The following is an 18203-nucleotide window of genomic DNA, read 5'->3' on the forward strand; positions in this document are numbered from 1 at the left end:
CCCGAATGTCCAAAAAAAATTACTATAAAAACAATTCGTTGCTTTTACATATCTTAATCATCGCAGTATGATATTAATGAGTCAAAACAAATAGCGGTTTTATCCCCCCTTATATGTAAACGGGAGGGGAGACAGTTTTTAACAATAGTGCCGGTTTAGAATAAAAATGGATAAACAGCAAATTCTTAAAGGTTGGGACCACAACCACCGGGTATGTGGAAAAGGCAATCAAAGACGCGTATAAAAGACTAATATCCCCCGCCGTGGCGCGGGATATCCGGAACGAACTGACTGAGAAAGCGGAAGTACAGGCGATCAAGATCTTCTCTAAAAACTTGCGCAGTTTGTTGCTCCAACCGCCGGTGCGAGGCAAGGTGGTCTTGGGTATTGACCCGGCCTACCGCACAGGCTGCAAATGGTCGGTCATCGACATCACCGGAAAATTCCTGGAAGCCGGTGTTATTTACCCTACGCCTCCTCTGAAAAAAATAAAGGAATCCGAGGAAGTCTTGCTGGGCTTGGTGGAAAAGTACGGGGTTAACGCCATTGTTATCGGCAATGGCACCGCCTCCAGGGAAACGGAAGTGTTTGTCGCGAATTTTATTAAATCTTATAAGAAGCCCGGCCTGTCTTATACAATTGTCAGCGAGGCCGGCGCAAGCGTATATTCGGCCTCCAGACTGGCCAAGAAAGAATTCCCCGGCCTGGATGTGTCGGAACGTGGCGCGGTATCCATCGCCCGCCGCATCCAGGACCCCTTGTCCGAGCTGGTAAAGATAGAACCCCGGGCGGTAGGCGTGGGGCAGTACCAGCATGACCTTTCCCCCAAACATCTTGATGAAAAGCTGTCGGAGGTGGTCGAGTCAGCCGTCAACTATGTGGGTGTTGACCTCAACACGGCTTCCGCGCAGCTTTTGAGTTATGTCGCCGGGTTAAAATCAACCGTTGCCGAAAATATTGTGCGTTACCGTGACGAGAACGGCGGCTTCAAACGCCGCGAGGAGTTGTCAAAAGTGCCCAGGCTGGGGCCTAAGACACTCGAACAGTGCGTGGGGTTCTTGCGCATCAACAATGGGGAGGACCCGCTGGACGCGACGGCAATACACCCGGAGTCATACGGCCTGGCCTACCGCTTCCTTGACCTGATCGGTTCCGGGATCAATGAAATAGGCCGCCCCGATACCAGAAGAAAAATTGCCAGGGTCGATGTTGAGGAAATCGCGGCGCGGCTTGACGCCGGTGTGCCGACTCTGAGAGATATCGTGGACTGCCTGGTCCGCCCCGGCCGGGATCCCAGGGAGGACCTGCCGGCGCCGGTATTCCGCACGGATGTCTTAAGCATCGAAGACTTGAAGCCGGGCATGGAACTAACCGGCACCGTCCGGAATGTGGTGGATTTTGGAGCTTTCGTGGATATAGGGATTAAGAATGACGGGTTGGTTCACGTCTCGGAAATATCTGATACCCGTGTTCAACATCCCATGGACGTGGTTTCAGTAGGAGACGTGGTTAAGGTGCGTGTAATATCGGTGGATTTGGAGAGGGGCAGGGTTTCTCTTTCCATGAAAAATGCGGTGTTTTAAGTATATATAATGCGCGAACTGAAAGTGGGAATTATGGATGATGCAAAAGGCCCGGGTGATTTTAAAAGAACATTTCGGTTACTCCTCCTTTAAAAAAGGGCAGGAGCCAATTATTGAAAGCATTCTGCAAGGCAGGGACACCCTGGGGATAATGCCCACGGGCGGCGGTAAGTCCGCCTGTTACCAGATCCCGGCTTTGCTGTTTCCCGGGCTGACCCTGGTTTTCTCTCCCCTGATTTCCTTGATGAAGGATCAGGTGGACTCCCTCGACGGTTTGGGCATTCCGGGAACCTTTATCAACAGCAGCTTGAGCTATGATGAGGTGGAGGAGAGGATTAGCCAGGCAAAACGTGGAAAATTTAAACTGCTCTACGTGGCGCCCGAAAGGTTGGAATCAACCCGGTTTATTGCAAACATCAAATCACTGCCGGTTTCTTTGCTGGCTGTGGACGAAGCTCATTGTATATCCCAGTGGGGCCACGACTTCCGGCCCAGTTATCTGGCGATTGGTCAATTTATTCAAGAACTGCCCCACCGGCCGCCTGTGGCGGCCTTTACCGCGACCGCCACAGCCGAGGTGCGCCAGGATATCGTCAAGATGCTCGGTTTAAAGAATCCGAAGCTTGTTGTGACGGGGTTCAACCGGGAGAACCTGTTTTTTTCCGTAATCCGGGGCGAAAACAAAAGGGACTTTTTATTGGAATACTTGGCCGGCCGGAAAGAGGAGGCCGGAATCATTTACGCGGCGACCCGGAAAGAAGTGGACAACCTCTATGAGTTCCTCTGTAAGAAAGGATACTCCGCGGGGAAATACCACGCCGGATTAAGTGATGAAGAGAGGACCGGCAGCCAGGACAAGTTCCTTTACGATGACATCCGGATTATGGTTGCCACGAACGCCTTCGGCATGGGCATCGACAAATCCAACGTCCGCTATGTGATCCACTACAACCTCCCCAAAAACATGGAGGCTTACTACCAGGAAGCCGGCCGTGCCGGAAGGGACGATGGGCCGGGGGAATGCGTTTTGCTGTTTGGTCCCCAGGACATCCAGATCCAAAAATTCCTTATTGAGCAGACACAATATTCACCGGAAAGAAAGTTAAATGAGTACCGGAAATTACAAACCATGGTGGATTATTGCCACACCCCGCATTGCCTGAGAAAATTTATTTTACGGTATTTCGGAGAAGAAAGCATAGCGGAGGAATGCGGGAACTGCGGCACCTGTAGCGAAAAAAACGAACTGGTTGATAAAACGGTTGACGCCCAGATGATCTTTTCCTGCATACTGCGCATGCGGGAACAGTTCGGGATCTCCCTGGTGGCGGAGGTTTTAAAGGGTTCCTTGAACAAAAAAGCGCTGCGCTACGGGTTTAGCGACCTGTCCACCTACGGCCTGATGAAAGACCGGACCCTGAAGCAAATCAGCGATTTCGCCAATGTGCTGATCGCCGAAGGATACATTCAGCTGACGGAAGGCCAGTACCCCGTGGCCAGATTGACTCCCCGGGCCTTTCCCGTCCTGAAAGGATTGGAGAAAGTAATACTCAAGGTGCGGAAAAAAGAAGCGGCCGCCGCTGCGGACGACTCCCTTTTTGAACGGCTGCGCGGACTGCGCAAGGAGATTGCGCAAAGGGAAGGAGTACCTCCTTATATTGTTTTCGCGGACAGCACCCTGCGGGAAATGTCTATCCTCCTTCCGGCGGATCAACACGCCATGCTGTCCATCAAAGGAGTGGGGCAAAGGAGATTTGAAAGCTACGGCCGGCAGTTCTTGGAGTTGATTCGGAAATACGCGGCCGAAAAGGGAATCTCCCTCCGGCATGGGAAGCCTGCCGGAAAAAAGGCGCGGGACAATGAAACGCCGAGTCACCTGATTACTCTGAACCTGTACCGGGAAGGCGGCACAATTCAGGAAATCGCCAGGCGGAGGGGCTTGAGCGTGGTGACTGTTCAGGACCACCTCGTCCGGTGCGGTCTGGAAGGTCACCAAATCGATTGGGATCCCTTTATCCCGCAAGAGTATGAAGCCTTGATCTTGCGGAAGATTGAAGAAGTCGGCGCTCAGAGATTAAGGCCCATCAAGGAAGAATTGCCGGCCGAGGTGGATTACTTTGCCATTAAAGCCGTGTTATGCAAATACAGGCTGATGACAAATAAATAGATAATTTTCAACAATCCTCAAGGCGCTCTGCAAGCATTAACATATCCTGCCTCAATATCCCGCTTTATAATAATCCCAAATTCAGACTTTAATCGTACATGGTGTCTTTGGTAGAACACTAATAGCGTGATTATAATATGCTTCGACAAATATACAAAATTTTTTAAAAATAGATATTTAAAAGAAGGAATTTTTTGCACATTTATTTAATTGTTTATTATTCTTAATAGGAGGTGGTAATTAATAACATTCAGGGACTCTACAATATTTTAGGGAGGTGTGAGAAAACGTATATTCAATCAACAAACAGGTTCAGGATGGCCCTGTTGTTCTGCCTTTGCCTGGCAATGTTCCTGAGTTGCGCCCTACCGGCGCTGGCCGCGACAGACCCGGCTGCCGCCGGTTCGTCCGCGTCAGACGCGGTGTTACCAACAGGCAGTCCCGCTTTTACCGATCTGTCTGTGAGCGATCCCTTGTATCCGGATGTCCGTTATCTGGCCGGGAAGAACATCATTTCGGGTTTTCCTGACGGCTCCTTCCGTCCCGCGGATTCCATCACCCGCGCCGAGGCTGCCAAAATGATGGCGCTGGCCAAAGGGCTGACGCCGGCAAGTGGAGGAGCGCAGACCTTCAGCGACGTGCCTGGCGGACACTGGGCCTACGGTGTGATCGAGGCCGCCGCTCAAAACGGCCTGTTCAAAGGTTACCCGGACGGAACGTTTAATCCCGATGGCAGCATCACCAGGGCTGAAGCCATAGCACTACTAATGAGGTTGTCCGGCGGCGCCCTTACTGACAAAACCGTGGAAATCGCCGACGTGCCAGCCGGGCACTGGGCCTACCAGCAGGTGGCGACAGCGGTGCAGGCCGGGCTGGTGGAACTGTCCGCCGACAAGTCGTTCAAACCGGATGTTATTTTTCAGCGGGGCGAAATGGCTAAAAGCCTCTCTGCTTTATTTACCTTAAGCCCGGTTTTACGGCCAAACGACCTGACTGGTAAACTAACGGTCAAGAGCGGTACAGTAAAAGTAAACGGTACGAAGGTTGAAAACAGTGTGAAGGTGGGCGCGGGAGATGTAATTGCCACCAGCGCCAACAGCAAGGCTGAGATTGCTTTTGACGACGGCAGCGGCTTTTTGATCATGCCCGACACCGAATTCACCATTACGACGGCGAAAGGCTTCAACTACATGAAGAAAGACGGCGCCGCCGGCGTGGCTGTGGACAAGCTCACGGTCAGCCTGAAAAAAGGCAATATCTTCGGCGCGTTAGCCAGCCGTTATGATAATAATAAAACTGCTTCCCTTAACGGGGATAACGCCGTGCTTCTCGCCTCGCTCGATTTACCGCCCGGCATCTTGCTGGCCGAGGGAGAGAGTGCCGAAAGCGAGGCGGCCTGGTGGAACGAGCCTTATACGCAGAGGACGAGAGTGGAAGTCGACATGCCCTGGGGTGTGGCGGCAATCCGGGGAACCTTCTGGCACAACGGGGTTATCCCCAACGGTCTGAACAGCACAGCCTTAATTATCGGTAATGCTATATTTACCGCAGGCGGCCGGAGTGTATCAATCACCGGCGGCCAATCCAGTACCATCACCTCGTCCAGCGGAACACCCACTGCACCGGTAGCTTTGAGCCAGGCTGAAAGGCAGGCTTTTGCCGATGTGAAGGACTGGGTGACCCAACGTGCCCAGGAAATCCAGAACAATTTGCCACCTGCGCCGACCCCCGCGGTACAGGGAGCACAGGAATCGTCTAACGTTGTTAGTAATGTTACCGGGGCGTTGAACCAGGCTACGAGCGGTGTGACATCTTCCGATCAAACAAATAATAGTGGAAATGGGAGTTCAAGCAACAGCAGTAGTAGCAACAGTAGCGAAAGTGGTGGTAGCAGCGATAGTAGCAGCGGTAGCAACATGGTAACGGCTACTTATAATGATCCGTTTACTGTAAAGGCGAAACTGCTTGACGAAAACGCTCAACCTCTCTCCGGGAAGACAATAAACTTTGGTATTCAAGAGGGCGATTCTTATGTTCCGGATACTTCTGGTATCCCGAGCATTGCTGATGTCGTCTACGGTACCGCGGTGACCGACAGCACCGGTTGTGCCGTTTGGACCGTTTCAAACTATGGCAATAAGATTAATGCTTATAGTTATACTATCGGAGCTGAGTTCACCGGTGACGGGACAAACCAGTACAATATGAACACCGCGTCTCTTTATATAACAGACATGCCGATGTCACAATACTCCTTTGATATAGGAATGCAGCTTTCAACAAATATGGCGGTATATGGAGTAGATACTGTATCCGTTACGGTAAACTGTACAAATTATGGGACCACTACACCTGCGGCAAATGCAATGGTTTATGTGGGTATTTATAATTATTACTCCAGTTACGGCCCTCCATTGGCTTCGTTCGTACTGACTACCGACAGTACCGGTCGCGCCACCGGGGTACTTCCTGCGCTGCCTAAGGGTAAGTATAATGTGACGGTTAGCACATACAATAATTCCTATTATAGTGACTGGATGACACATGCGGAACTCCAGGTAACCGGCAATACACGACTGCGTTTCAATGAGCCGTCAGCATTGTACGCCAGCGTGGGGACGGATAGCCAGGGACACGGCGACGAAGTCAGCGCCGACGCGATTCTGGAATTCTATAGCAACGGTGCCTGGCAGCCTCTGACCGGGGGGACTGTATCAATGGAAGTCTTCTATAATATATCCTACGATACTTCCAATAATATTTGCGGTTCCAGTTCACAAACTACGCCTATCACATCTGTTTCAAGCTCGGGACAGGTGAGCTACAATCTTGATGTAGGTCAAATCGCTAATAAAAATCCCCACCTGTATCGCGTGTTTTATAGTTATGACGGAAAAGTGGGTGGAAGTCAGATCTATGATCAGGCTCTATCCATACGGGATCTCTACCTCGGCTACACATATGTGGAGCAAACGGACACGGTGCCGGTGTTTTCCTCAAGCGCGAACCAGTCCGGGGGAGCGTTGAATTTTGTCTGGAAGGCTATGACGGCAGCCGGTTCCGAGCCGGTAGCGGGTGAAGGAATTAGTTATGTAATCAGTAATAGCGGTAGTTACGAATACAATAGCGCTCCTGTCAGTTCAGGTGTCGTTACTTCCGGCGCTGACGGGAAATTTATAGTACCCCTGCCAATTGAACCAGCAAAATACCATGTCAGACTATCAGCGGCAGGATCAGTAGCAGGCTGCATGTCTCCTGAATTTAAAAGTAATAACTTAAACAGTACTGGCCATGGTTACTACGATGTCATTTGGGGCGGGACAAGCCTTTACCTGTATAATGAGGACAATCTGGTTCCCGACAATACGCTGAAGGCTAGATTAGCTTATTACACAAGTTTTTCAATAAATTCGTCAGGAGGCTATTATGCATCTACAAGGTCAGGCGGTCTTGCCGGCGCAACAGTGAGTTATTACGTTTACGCCAGTGACGGAAACACGTTCCTGGGGAACCTTGGATCAGCTGTCACAGACGCGAATGGCTACGCTGTGATGAAAGTGACGTCAGATTTAATGACACAGTTAGGTCTGGATACCAGCCTAAAAACAGCTTACAAGGTGAAAGCTGTATACACTGGAAACACAAGTTACGCGGCTACCTCAAATTATGACTTTGATTACAAACAACGTCGCTTTAGCAACACTATCTTAAAGGTCTACAAGGTAAACTTAGTAAAAGGCGGCAGTTAACCGCGTTTCTTTCAGAAAGGTTCAGTTACTGCCTTTTTCCCTGAACTCTGAACCTTCGCGCAAGATCCCCTCGAAGTCACGACATTTTGTCCTCATCGGGGGGATTTTTTTATAGCATGGTAGAGCAACGACTAACGACATATTATGACAAAAAAGTCTCTTGAATATTATTTATTTATTGTTATTGTTAAAGGATAACTACAGGAATGGGAATTTATACGGTATTGGAAAATTATTCATAAGAAATATGTACTCTAATTTGAATTTGAGGTAAAATCTGAAAATGGATAAGGAAGTAAAAAACAATAGAAATCCCTAAAAAAAGGCGCACTTAAACAGACCTGTAAGTCAGGTCAAAATAAAAGAATTAATAAGAATTAGAGTCTAAGCAGACTCAGCAATTTTGACAACCGAATAACCTAAACGCTGTAATAATTTAACTGCATGTTGTTCTGACGAAGCTACAAAGCCGGGTTTGCACTGTGCCTTCTCGTAGAGTGCCGGATTGAACAGTTCACCATTTGAAAGCATGTGGTAAATTGCTGTCAACATTATGCGAGCAATGGCAATAATAGCCCTCTTGTGGCCGCGACGGTGCTTAATTGCTTCATAGCGGATGCGGTAGTGAGGGAAGTCTTTATCCTTAATAGCTGCATTTGCGCACTGAACGAGTAAGGGCTTGATGTAAACGCCAGCCCGACTGATGCGAACCGATTTCTTCTTACCGGCACTCTGATCGTTGGAGGGGGCAAGTCCAGCCCAGGAACAAAGATGTTTAGCTGAGTAAAAAGCGGACATATCGGCGCCAATTTCAGATAAAATGGCAAGTGCTGAAAACAGGCTAATACCAGGAACGGATTGGATAATCTTTATAGCGCTGGAGTAAGAGGCAGTCAAGCGGATGGTAGTTGCTTCTATCTGAGCGATATAGCTTTTAATAACATCCATATGGCTCAAGCACATGGAGATTTTACCAGCCTGAACTTCGCTAATGGTGCCGTCAACGGCTAAGGCAATATCGTCTTGCTTCTTAAGCATTGAGCCGTGTAAAAGCGGCCGAAAATCAAAGTCCTGATCATCAGGATGTTTCAACAAATGCGAAAGAATAGCCGAAGCACTTTTGCCAAAGGTGTCGGACACCACATTGGAAAGCATGATATTGGAAACCGTCAGGGAGTTTTGCACCCGGTTCTTTTCACTGGACGCAAAGGAAACCAGTTTGGAACGATAGCGCAGCAAATCGCGAATTTCACGAATATCAGCTGGGGGAATGAAACTACCTGGAACCAGTCCATGTTTGTGGAGGTCTGCGATCCAAACGGAATCCTTTTTGTCAGTCTTCTTGCCACGGATCGCCTTGACATACTTCGGATGTGCCAGGGTGATCCGGCAGGAAGGTTCCAGGATGTTGTAGACAGGAATCCAGTACTTGCCAGTGGACTCCATGCAGACATGCACACACTCATTGTTCGAGAGCCACAGCGCTAAAGCTCTCAAATCCTTGGTAAAGGTGGAAAAGCGTTTCGTTTGGTAGGTTGTGATGTTTTCACGATTAGTGGTCGCGATGGTAGCAACGACGAAGGTCTTGTGAACGTCGATGCCGCAACAGATGGGGTAGACAATTTTAAGCATAAACACTCCCTCTCTTCAGTAGTATAGTGGTCACACAAGCATTGACTGCTCGCCCTCTACAAACAAAGGAGTTGTTTATACAAAGATAAATCTACGTGGTCTATGACACACTTATTTGTGCTTGACCGGGCAGAGCGGCACATATAAATATGCGGTCTCCCCTAAAGAAGACTAGGGTGACGCACTCACCTCCGCGTGCTCTGTAGTGTACTTGTACGACCAATTAAAGAATAACGCACAGGCAACCATTTTCATAGCGTTTTGTGCCTGAGCGCAGCGAAAGGAATGGTTATAAATATGTCAACTTCAGCTAAACAAACAGTACTGAGGCAACTCCGCATGATTCCAGGTGTCGGCAAGACTGTCGCCCAGAATTTATATGATTTGGGATTCCATTCAATAGAAGATTTAAAAGATCGCGATCCGGATGAATTGTATCTGCAGCACTGCGTTCAAAAGGGTATGAAAGTTGACCGGTGCATGCTTTATGTGTTCCGCTGTGCCGTTTATTACGCGTCCAATGAAAGACACAATCCTGAGTTATTAAAATGGTGGAACTGGAAGGATTAATTTTTCATGTCTAAAGAGTCTCAACCTAAATATAAGATATTAGGACTATAATGTTAGGGTAACCGCCTAACGAAAACGAGGAGATGAAACCGTGAAAAGAGGAAACCGCCTGGGATATTGCCGAGTCATGGGCTATGGTAAATCGGGGAGAGAGTATTTGATCGGGTTTATCCTTGTGCTTTTGCTGATTGTCGCGACAAGCAGCGGCTGCTCCGGCACTAAAAGCCTGGAGGCGGCAAGTATAGACACAACCTTTAACCGTTATGAAGAGTACCCTGTTCAGATAAAACCCGCCGTCGAATCATATTCCGTGGAACCCGATCTGGGCAATATCACGAACAAGGACATGTTTAAACTATCCCCGGCGGCAAAAAACCTTTTAATTGAAAATGGCTTCGTGGTGGTACCCAATAAATATGAAAAAGAATTTTTTTCACTATACGAAAAGAATCGCTATAAACCGGTTCCGTTGTTTGTAACCACCGACTCCGTGCTGCACAACTACCATTTGTTTTTTGACCACCTGTTGCGGGTTGTGGAAACGGAGAAACTTGCCATGGAGTTGAAGGAATTAAATAAGGCAATGTTATACCAGGCTCAAAAGCAGTATAAAGATCTCCAGGGCACAGTATGGGAGAACGCCGCCAGGCGGAATATCGGCTTTTTCGCCGTGGCCTGCAAGCTTATGGACCCTGACGCGTCCACCCCGCCTATGGTGAAAAATGAAGTGGAAAAAGAGTTGACTTTAATTCAAAACCACCAGGGTATAGTTGTTTCGCCGCTGATGAACATGGGTGGAAACGATGATCCTGCCGGCGCCTTCCAGGAGGATTACTCGCAATACGTGCCAAGGGGTCATTATGACAAGACGGATTTGCTCAAAGCGTATTTTAAATCCATGATGTGGTGCGGCAGGTTGAACTTTCGCTTAAAGAACGAAGATGAAACCAAGTCCGCCTTATTGATCACGCTGGCTCTGGACAAAGGGGATAACAGGCGGATGTGGGACAACATATATGCGACAACCAACTTTTTCGTTGGTAAAAGCGACGACATCTCCTATTCCCAGTTTAGGGAAACAATCGATAAAACCTACGGGATAAACGCCGACCTGCAAACAGTGGTTACCAGTCCGGACAAGTGGAACGCGTTCCTGGAAGCCGCCGGGAAGCTGGAGCCGCCGTCAATAAACTCCATACCGGTTAACGCGGGAACCTCCCAGGATGAACGGGAAAAAGAAATAAAGGGTTTCCGGTTCATGGGGCAGCGGTTTACCATTGACGCTTCTGTTTTCCAGCGGCTGGTTTACCGGGAAGTCGGGGAAAACAGCCGGGGTGATAAGAGAATGCTGCCTAGGGGAATGGACATTCCCGCCGCCATGGGTTCAGCGGAAGCCTATGCCATTTTGCAATCCATGGGGGAGACGGATTACCGGAACTACCCGGAAAACATGGATAAAATGAAAACGTATATCAACGGTGTAAGCGAAAAGACCTGGACCCAGAACCTCTACTGGAACTGGCTTTACGCTCTAATGCCTTTAATTCAGGAAAAACCGGAAGGGTACCCCTCGTTTATGCGCAATTCAGCCTGGGCCAGAAAGGAGCTTAATACCTACCTGGGCAGTTGGACGGAATTAAAACATGACACCATTCTATACGCCAAGCAGGTTTACGCTGAGTGCGGGGACGGCGGGGAACAGGTCGACGACCGCGGATATGTCGAGCCCAACCCCGATGTGTATGCCCGCCTGGCCTCGCTGGTGAAAATGACCAGGGACGGCCTGCAGGCGCGCGAGCTCTTGAACGAGCGGGATAAGGAAAGCCTGGAACGGATGGAGGTACTGATTTTATCTTTAAAAACTATTGCTGAGAAAGAATTGTCCAATACCCCTCTGACCGATGAGGAATATGAATTAATCCGCTCTTACGGAGGCCAACTGGAGCATTTCTGGATAGACGCCCTGCGGGACGAGGGGGTCGGACACCGTTCCGCCGCCAGTGACCGGCCCGCCGCCCTGGTGGGGGACGTGGCCACCAGCCCCAACGGCCAGGTGCTGGAAGAAGCGACAGGCCGCGTATTCGACATCTACGCTGTTGTCCCCGTGGACGGTAAACTAAGGATTGCCGTGGGCGGCGTGTATTCCTATTACGAGTTCCCCTGGCCGCTAAACGACCGGCTGACCGACACCAGGTGGCATAAAATGCTGGAAAGCGGTCAAGCTCCCCTTTTGCCGGAATGGACCAGAACCTTCATCGCCGAATGAAGACGCGAAAATTATTGATATTTACCCTGTTTGCAGCGATTGGCTGCCTATGGTTTATTTTTTTAGTTGGAGATTTATGGCCGGGTACTTTGGGGAGTTGTTCACCGGAAGCAGGTTTCATAGTTTTTAAAGAGAAAAAGCTGAAGCTTCCTGCCAAGCAAGACCCTGTTTGCCTGATCGCCGCCGGGGATATTATGCTTTCCCGGGGCGTGGCCAGGGAAAGCGGGCGGCATGGGGATCTCCGGCATCCTTTTTTAAAGATTGAAAAATATTTAAAGAACTGCGATATTGTTTTCGGCAACCTGGAAAACCCAATTACGCCGGGTAGGGAAATCGCTGCGCCGGAGATGATTTTGCGCGCCGATCCCGGTGTGGAAGTTGCTTTGAAAGACGCCGGTTTCTCCATCCTATCCCTGGCCAACAACCACTTGCCGGATTTTGGGACTCAGGGTTTGCAGGATACTCTGCAGTGCCTGGATCGCGCAGGCGTCGGTCATACCGGGGCCGGAAAAACGGAAAACGAGGCGTATGCCGCGCAGTTTATTGAAGTGAAGGGGATGAAACTGGCTTTTCTTGCTTTTACCGATCCCGGACTGGTACCTGAGTCTTACCTGGCGGGAGTTGAGCATCCCGGTGTCGCCTTTCTTGACCGGGAAAAGGTTAGGGCAGCCTTGCAAGACGCCAGGGAGAAAGCGGATTTTGTGGTGGCGTCCATCCATGCCGGGACGGAATATGAGCCTGAACCGGACCAGACTCAAATTCAATATGCGCATCTGGCAATAGACGCCGGAGCGGATCTTGTATTGGGTCATCACCCCCACGTGGTCCAGAAGGTGGAAAAATACAAAGGGAAATATATCTTTTACAGCCTGGGTAATTTCATCTTTGATCAAAAGTGGTCCCCGGCTACACGCGAGGGCTTGCTGGCCAAAATGTACATCACCAGCAAAGGCGTGGAGAAATTTGAATTTATACCGGTTTTCATCAATGATCAATACCAGCCGCAGGTGTTGGACGGTGATGAGGCCAAACTTGTGCTGGATACCCTGAAATTAAAGTTGGAGAAAACAGCCGTCCCCGTCTGGGATCAGGAAAACCGTGTTTTCAGGGAAGGCATAAGATATGTTTTTTATCCCCAAGGACCAATACCGGATTCCAGGTTGGTAAAAAAGCAATCTTTTGATTTGAATCAAGACGGTATAAATGAAGATTATTATTTACAGGACGGCGAATTGAAGGTCATAAGCGATTCGTTAACAATCTGGCAATCGCCTGATAACTGGTGGGTCGATGACTTCTTCTTAGGCGATTCCAATAATGACGGTATTTCCGAGTTAAACCTGCTGGTCTGGAAGTCGGGAAGTTTTGGCGCGCACAAGCCTTTTTGGATTTCCCAAAATGACAATAGTGTGAAAAATCATCTTTTTATCTTTAAGCTGGCCGGCAGTTCCTTTAAGCCCGTATGGCAATCGTCCAATTTGGATCGTCCGAATTATGAAACGATCCTGGAAGATTTAGACGGCGACGGAGATAATGAGCTGATTGTCACGGAAGGCAATTATACCAACCCCGGGGAAAGAGAAGTAAGTATTTGGAGATGGAACGGTTGGGGGGTCAGTAGGATCTCTTACGGGGAACCCCAAGATTCGTGATAAATAAAGTAAATATCACCTTCAGGGCTATTCTTTTTTACAAATCCGCCGAATATATCATAAAAGGGTTTTATTCACTCCCAGGGAAGAAAATTGTGCAGGAGGGATAGGTTGGGTTGAAAAATAAAAAGTTACAATGGATAATTTCTTTTTGTTTGCTGGTGCTGCTGCCAACCATAGCTATTGTCTGTGGCTGTGGACAAGCCGCCAGGCAAGAGGGAAAAGATGTGGATACAACTGAGCGGCAATTGGCTATTGCGGATGAAAAGACAGCGAAATATGGTGAGTTTCCGGTTAACGTCAAGCCTGAAGCGGAATCTGTATCGCTTGTACCAGATCTTGGTGAGATCATTAGCAAAGATTTTATTCAGCTATCCAAAACTGAGAAGGAATTCCTTGTAAAAAATGGATTCGTCGTGCTCCCCGAGAGCTCCAAGATGTAAGCTTTTTAAAAAACTCCATAAAAAGAGGTCGGTTATATTATGGAATTGGAACCTAACGCTACTCTTGTCGCTCAAATTATTGACATGATTATATTGATTTTGATTATTATTGGTATTCCAGTATTAATATTTAAAGCCTGGTCTTTAAAAAAGAGTACTATTAATAAAATTAATAAGATGGAAAGAGAATTAAAAGAAATAAGAAAAATAATCGAAGACAAAATGAGCTAGGGTTTTCCATGAAAAGAACTACTAATGATTAATACGTGATTTATTAAAGGAGATAAAAAATTTTTAAAATCCCTAATCGGGATTTTTTTCGGCTATCGGTGAGGTAAATCTGAAGTTACCGCTGTAACATTATCAGAGGTTTGAACCTGTGGCACACTTGTTTCGTCTAATTAAGTAGTTGAAAAACCAACCATATTATAAGCAACATAATTAACTTGGCGCGTCATTTCTGTGGAGCGATTTGATGCGAGCAAAGGGAGGGAAAAATATGAACTTGCGGAACTGGTCGGCCTGTATTGTTATAGCAGGTTTTGTCCTTGGCAGCTTCTTTTTATATCAGGGGGTGGCCGGGGCTGAGGTTGAAAAAAATAGTGCCGCGAGTAATCAAGAATCTGCGGGAGGCGGGGGGCAGTATGCAATAAGCCTGGAGCAAGCCATCCAAATAGCCAGGGAGGCGTTTGAGGTTCCTGGGGAACTGGACCAGTTCTCAAGCGGTTTCAGCCAGTCGGATCAGAATTCTTTTTGGGAGCTGCGATGGTACCGGATTAGCGCGCAAGGCGGCGAGATGAACGTAAGAGTCAACGCCGGCACGGGGGAAATCTGGAGTATGAATAAATGGCTGCCGCAGGCGCCCGGAGCGGGGTACCGGGGACTGCCCGGGTATACCAGGGAACAGGCGGAAGCCGTAGCCGCCGCCTCTGCCCGAAAATTGCAGCCTGAGCGTTTTGGGGAAACCAGCCTGCAGCCGGGCCATGACTATGTCCCGCTGTTGTCCGTTAAAGAGCGCGGGCAAATGGAATACAATTTTTACTATGCCAGGTATGTTGATGGTGTAATCTATCCTGATAACGGTATTAGTGTGGCGGTAAACGGGGATACCGGCGAAGTAATCCGGTTTGATTTGAACTGGGGAGACACGCGTGATTTTCCGCCGGCGGCCGGCAGGATCACCCGGGAGCAGGCTGAACAAATATTCCGCTCTGAATCAGCTCCTGAATTGTATTACTTTCGCCCTAGCATGCCATACGGCGTGGAAGTCCCCGTAAGACTGGTCTACAAACTGCCGGAATCCCAACGGCAGGTTATTATTGACGCTTTAACCGGCAAACTCATGAGTAACGAAACAAACTATTATAATTACGACAAGCTATATAGCATTCCTGCTGGCGGTAAAGATAAGGTTAACAACTCTGTGCAACGGCAAGAGATTAAGCTGAACCCGGCTGAGGAAAACCAGGTTGATAAGCTGAAAAACCTGATTTCGAAGGATGAAGCCCTGAAGATAGCGAAATCCGCCGTGACAATTCCCATGAAATATGTTTTAACCAACAGCAGGCTGGAACAGGACTACCAGTTTAAGGAAAACAAGACCTGGAATTTTAGTTGGCAGGCCGGGGATAGTTCAGATAATGGCAGCATAGAAGTCTCCATCAACGCCGTCAACGGAGACCTGGTGGCATTTAGTCACTATTATAGCAGTTATGAGGATTCTAAATCGCCGGTGGTAAAGTTAAGTGAGGAAGAAGCCCGCCGCGTAGCGGAAGATTATATCAAGAAAAAACAGCCGGGCAAGTGGGCGCAAGTGGTATTTAGTTCATTACAGCCCATATCGGGGCCGGTGATTAACCCGCTGGAGGAGCCACAGCCACGCGCATATGTTATTAACTATACACGGGTAACCAATGGAGTGAAGTTTCCGCAAAACGGGTTCTACCTGGAGGTGAACAGCGCTACGGGCGAAATAAATTCGTACCGGATGACCTGGTGGGACGTGGAATTTCCCGCTCCCGCGGGTGTCATCAGCTGTGAAGCGGCAGCGGACAAATACCTTCGGGAAGCCCCGCTGACGTTGGGCTATCTGCGGCTGTGGGCGCCAGAAAAGGTCTGGAAGCCGCGCCAGGCGAGCACAGTGCATCTGGTTTATTACCAGCCAAACCTCAACTTTGCCATGCTGGATGCTTTCACCGGCCGGAATCTTGATGAAGAGGGAAAGATAGTTGCTTCATCCGGGGAAAAAGAAAGCTTCAGCGACCTAGAGGGCCATCCGGCCCGTGAGGCGGTGGAACTGCTGGCCGGCGCCGGCATAGTCGCGGGGGGTGACGGCAGGTTCCGGCCTGACGACCCTGTGACCCAGGCTGAATTAATCGCCATGCTGGTGAAAAGCTCCGGCCAGTCACCCGCGGCAGCTGTCGACGGCCGGGAACCGTGGTACCAGGGTTATTATGACATGATGCGCCCATAAGGCACTGTAACAGTGCCGCGGGCCATTAGGAAATCCGCCTTAAGCAAGCGGTAGGTTAAGGTATCAACGCAGGAAAATCCTGCAACCTATCATCTGCCAACTTATCCTGAAGGGAAACCGGACGGGGAGTGTAGCATGTTGGTAAAGGCATAAGTCAGCGTAGCTCCAACGCTGCGACTTAGTAATGCCGAGATGAAACATTGTGTATGAGGATAAAAGCTGGATTGCTTAAATGATAGTCAGAGGTTGGATATATTGTAGTCCCCGGCGAAACGGAGTTGCAACGCCGGCATCATGGCAGCGGTACAGCCATGTCGTACCGCAGTGCTTGATACTCATGATGAACCAGCCGTAAGAGAACGGAAAATGACGAAAGTCTTATCCGACAACACAATATGCTTTGTTCTAATGGTCTAAATGGGGACTAACCTAAACCGGAACGCCACAAAGATTGTGGCTATGGGTGATAGACCCTGAATATCCGGCAAGGAAGCAGAGCCCTCATAGTAGTCTGAGGACGGGAGAGCCGTCTACATGGCGAAGGGGGGCAGTTTACCTTTAATACTTTATAAGGAAAGGTGCGTGAGGCACTATGAGAAACCCGGTAAATGTATTAAAAAGCCTGACAGAAAAATCTCACGACCCGGAGTACAGATTCGAGCGATTGTATCGAAACCTGTACAATCCGGAATTTTACCTGACCGCCTACAAAAACATTGCACAATCGCAAGGAAGCATGACACCGGGCGTAGACGGTAAGACACTGGACAACATGAGCATGGGCAGGATTGACAGAATAATCGCTGCAATCAAAAGCCATGAGTACCAGCCCAACCCTGCACGCAGAGAATACATCGAAAAGAAAAACAGTACCAAGAAGCGTCCGCTCGGGATACCCTCAACGGACGATAAGCTCGTGCAGGAAATCGTACGTATGATATTTGAAAGCATCTATGAACCCACATTTTCCAAGCAGTCCCATGGATTCAGACCCAACCGCAGCTGCCACACGGCATTAGCGCATTTGCAGAACACGTTCACCGCAACGAACTGGTTTGTTGAAGGCGACATCAAATCCTGTTTTGACAGCTTCGACCATCACGTACTCATAAACATACTCCGCCGCCGTATCAAGGACGAATACTTCATTGCTCTCATGTGGAAGTTTCTTAAAGCTGGGTACATGGAGCAATGGGAGTACAAAACGACCTACAGCGGAACACCTCAGGGCTCGGGTATCAGTCCGATTTTGGCAAATATATACCTCAATGAGCTTGACAAATATATGGAGGAGTACAAATCTGAGTTTGATGTCAGCGAAGGTCGGCGCAGGACAACGCCTGAATACCACAGTGCAGTGAACGCCGTATACCTTGCAAAACGCAAGTATGCCAAAAAATGGAGTGCTATGGACAGGAAAGAACGTGAGTCGGCTGCCCGGCACATCAAGGAACTCCGAAAGAAAACACTTAAATTGAAGCCATTTCCTGTCTTTGACAAATCATTTCAGAAACTGCAGTATATCCGTTACGCCGATGATTGTGCGCCACGAAGGCGCATTTATGCAGCCTGAGTGGCTGCAAAGATGCAGCTATGCTGCACAGAAGATGAGGGTAGGCCCCTCGGAATCGCTATGCAGGTAGAGAGTCCAAGCCACCTTAAGCTGCC

At 48.9% G+C, this 18203-nt stretch carries 9 protein-coding genes and 2 pseudogenes; 10 read left to right on the top strand and 1 reads right to left on the bottom strand.

All coding sequences use genetic code 11. The features are described 5' to 3' along the window. Positions 1 to 209: 209 nt before the first annotated feature. The 3 genes and pseudogenes from L7E55_RS14935 to L7E55_RS14945 all read left to right on the top strand — a co-directional run. Positions 210 to 1583 (top strand): annotated as a pseudogene (locus L7E55_RS14935) (helix-hairpin-helix domain-containing protein); the annotation flags it as partial. Between the two features lie 37 nt (positions 1584 to 1620). Further along, positions 1621 to 3750, top strand: a complete 2130-nt coding sequence (gene recQ / locus L7E55_RS14940; protein WP_277445115.1) for a DNA helicase RecQ — start codon at positions 1621 to 1623, stop codon at positions 3748 to 3750. Positions 3751 to 4067: 317 nt separating this feature from the next. Beyond that, entirely contained in the window at positions 4068 to 7499 is a 3432-nt protein-coding gene (locus tag L7E55_RS14945) for an S-layer homology domain-containing protein (RefSeq protein ID WP_277445116.1), read from the top strand. A 384-nt stretch (positions 7500 to 7883) separates the two neighbouring features. On the opposite strand, the gene L7E55_RS14950 is transcribed toward L7E55_RS14945, so the two are convergent. Then, positions 7884 to 9131: an IS110 family RNA-guided transposase gene (locus L7E55_RS14950; protein WP_277445117.1), complete on the bottom strand. Its 1248-nt coding sequence runs from the start codon at positions 9129 to 9131 to the stop codon at positions 7884 to 7886. A 297-nt stretch (positions 9132 to 9428) separates the two neighbouring features. On the opposite strand from L7E55_RS14950, the gene L7E55_RS14955 reads away from it, so the two are divergent. The 7 genes and pseudogenes from L7E55_RS14955 to L7E55_RS14985 form a co-directional block, all read left to right on the top strand. Then, positions 9429 to 9701, top strand: coding sequence for a helix-hairpin-helix domain-containing protein (locus L7E55_RS14955; protein ID WP_277445118.1), 273 nt, complete (start codon positions 9429 to 9431; stop codon positions 9699 to 9701). A gap of 91 nt (positions 9702 to 9792) precedes the next feature. Next, positions 9793 to 11967 carry a DUF3160 domain-containing protein gene (locus tag L7E55_RS14960; protein ID WP_338091233.1) on the top strand — a complete coding sequence of 725 codons (2175 nt, stop codon included), beginning with the start codon at positions 9793 to 9795 and terminating at the stop codon, positions 11965 to 11967. A 14-nt stretch (positions 11968 to 11981) separates the two neighbouring features. Continuing rightward, positions 11982 to 13619, top strand: a complete 1638-nt coding sequence (locus L7E55_RS14965) for a CapA family protein (RefSeq protein WP_277445119.1) — start codon at positions 11982 to 11984, stop codon at positions 13617 to 13619. A 116-nt stretch (positions 13620 to 13735) separates the two neighbouring features. After that, a complete protein-coding gene (locus L7E55_RS14970; protein ID WP_277445120.1) occupies positions 13736 to 14062 on the top strand; it encodes a hypothetical protein in 327 nt (108 codons plus the stop codon). A gap of 39 nt (positions 14063 to 14101) precedes the next feature. Then, a complete protein-coding gene (locus L7E55_RS14975) occupies positions 14102 to 14293 on the top strand; it encodes a hypothetical protein (protein ID WP_277445121.1) in 192 nt (63 codons plus the stop codon). Positions 14294 to 14561: 268 nt separating this feature from the next. Then, the gene (locus tag L7E55_RS14980; RefSeq protein WP_277445122.1) at positions 14562 to 16535 is read left to right on the top strand and encodes a YcdB/YcdC domain-containing protein; all 1974 of its coding nucleotides are present in this window, start codon (positions 14562 to 14564) and stop codon (positions 16533 to 16535) included. 592 nt (positions 16536 to 17127) lie between these two features. Next, positions 17128 to 17844, top strand: a pseudogene (locus tag L7E55_RS14985) (reverse transcriptase domain-containing protein); the annotation flags it as partial. Between the last annotated feature and the right edge of the window lie 359 nt (positions 17845 to 18203).

The organism is Pelotomaculum isophthalicicum JI (assembly GCF_029478095.1).
Classification (GTDB): Bacteria; Bacillota; Desulfotomaculia; order Desulfotomaculales; family Pelotomaculaceae; genus Pelotomaculum_D; species Pelotomaculum_D isophthalicicum.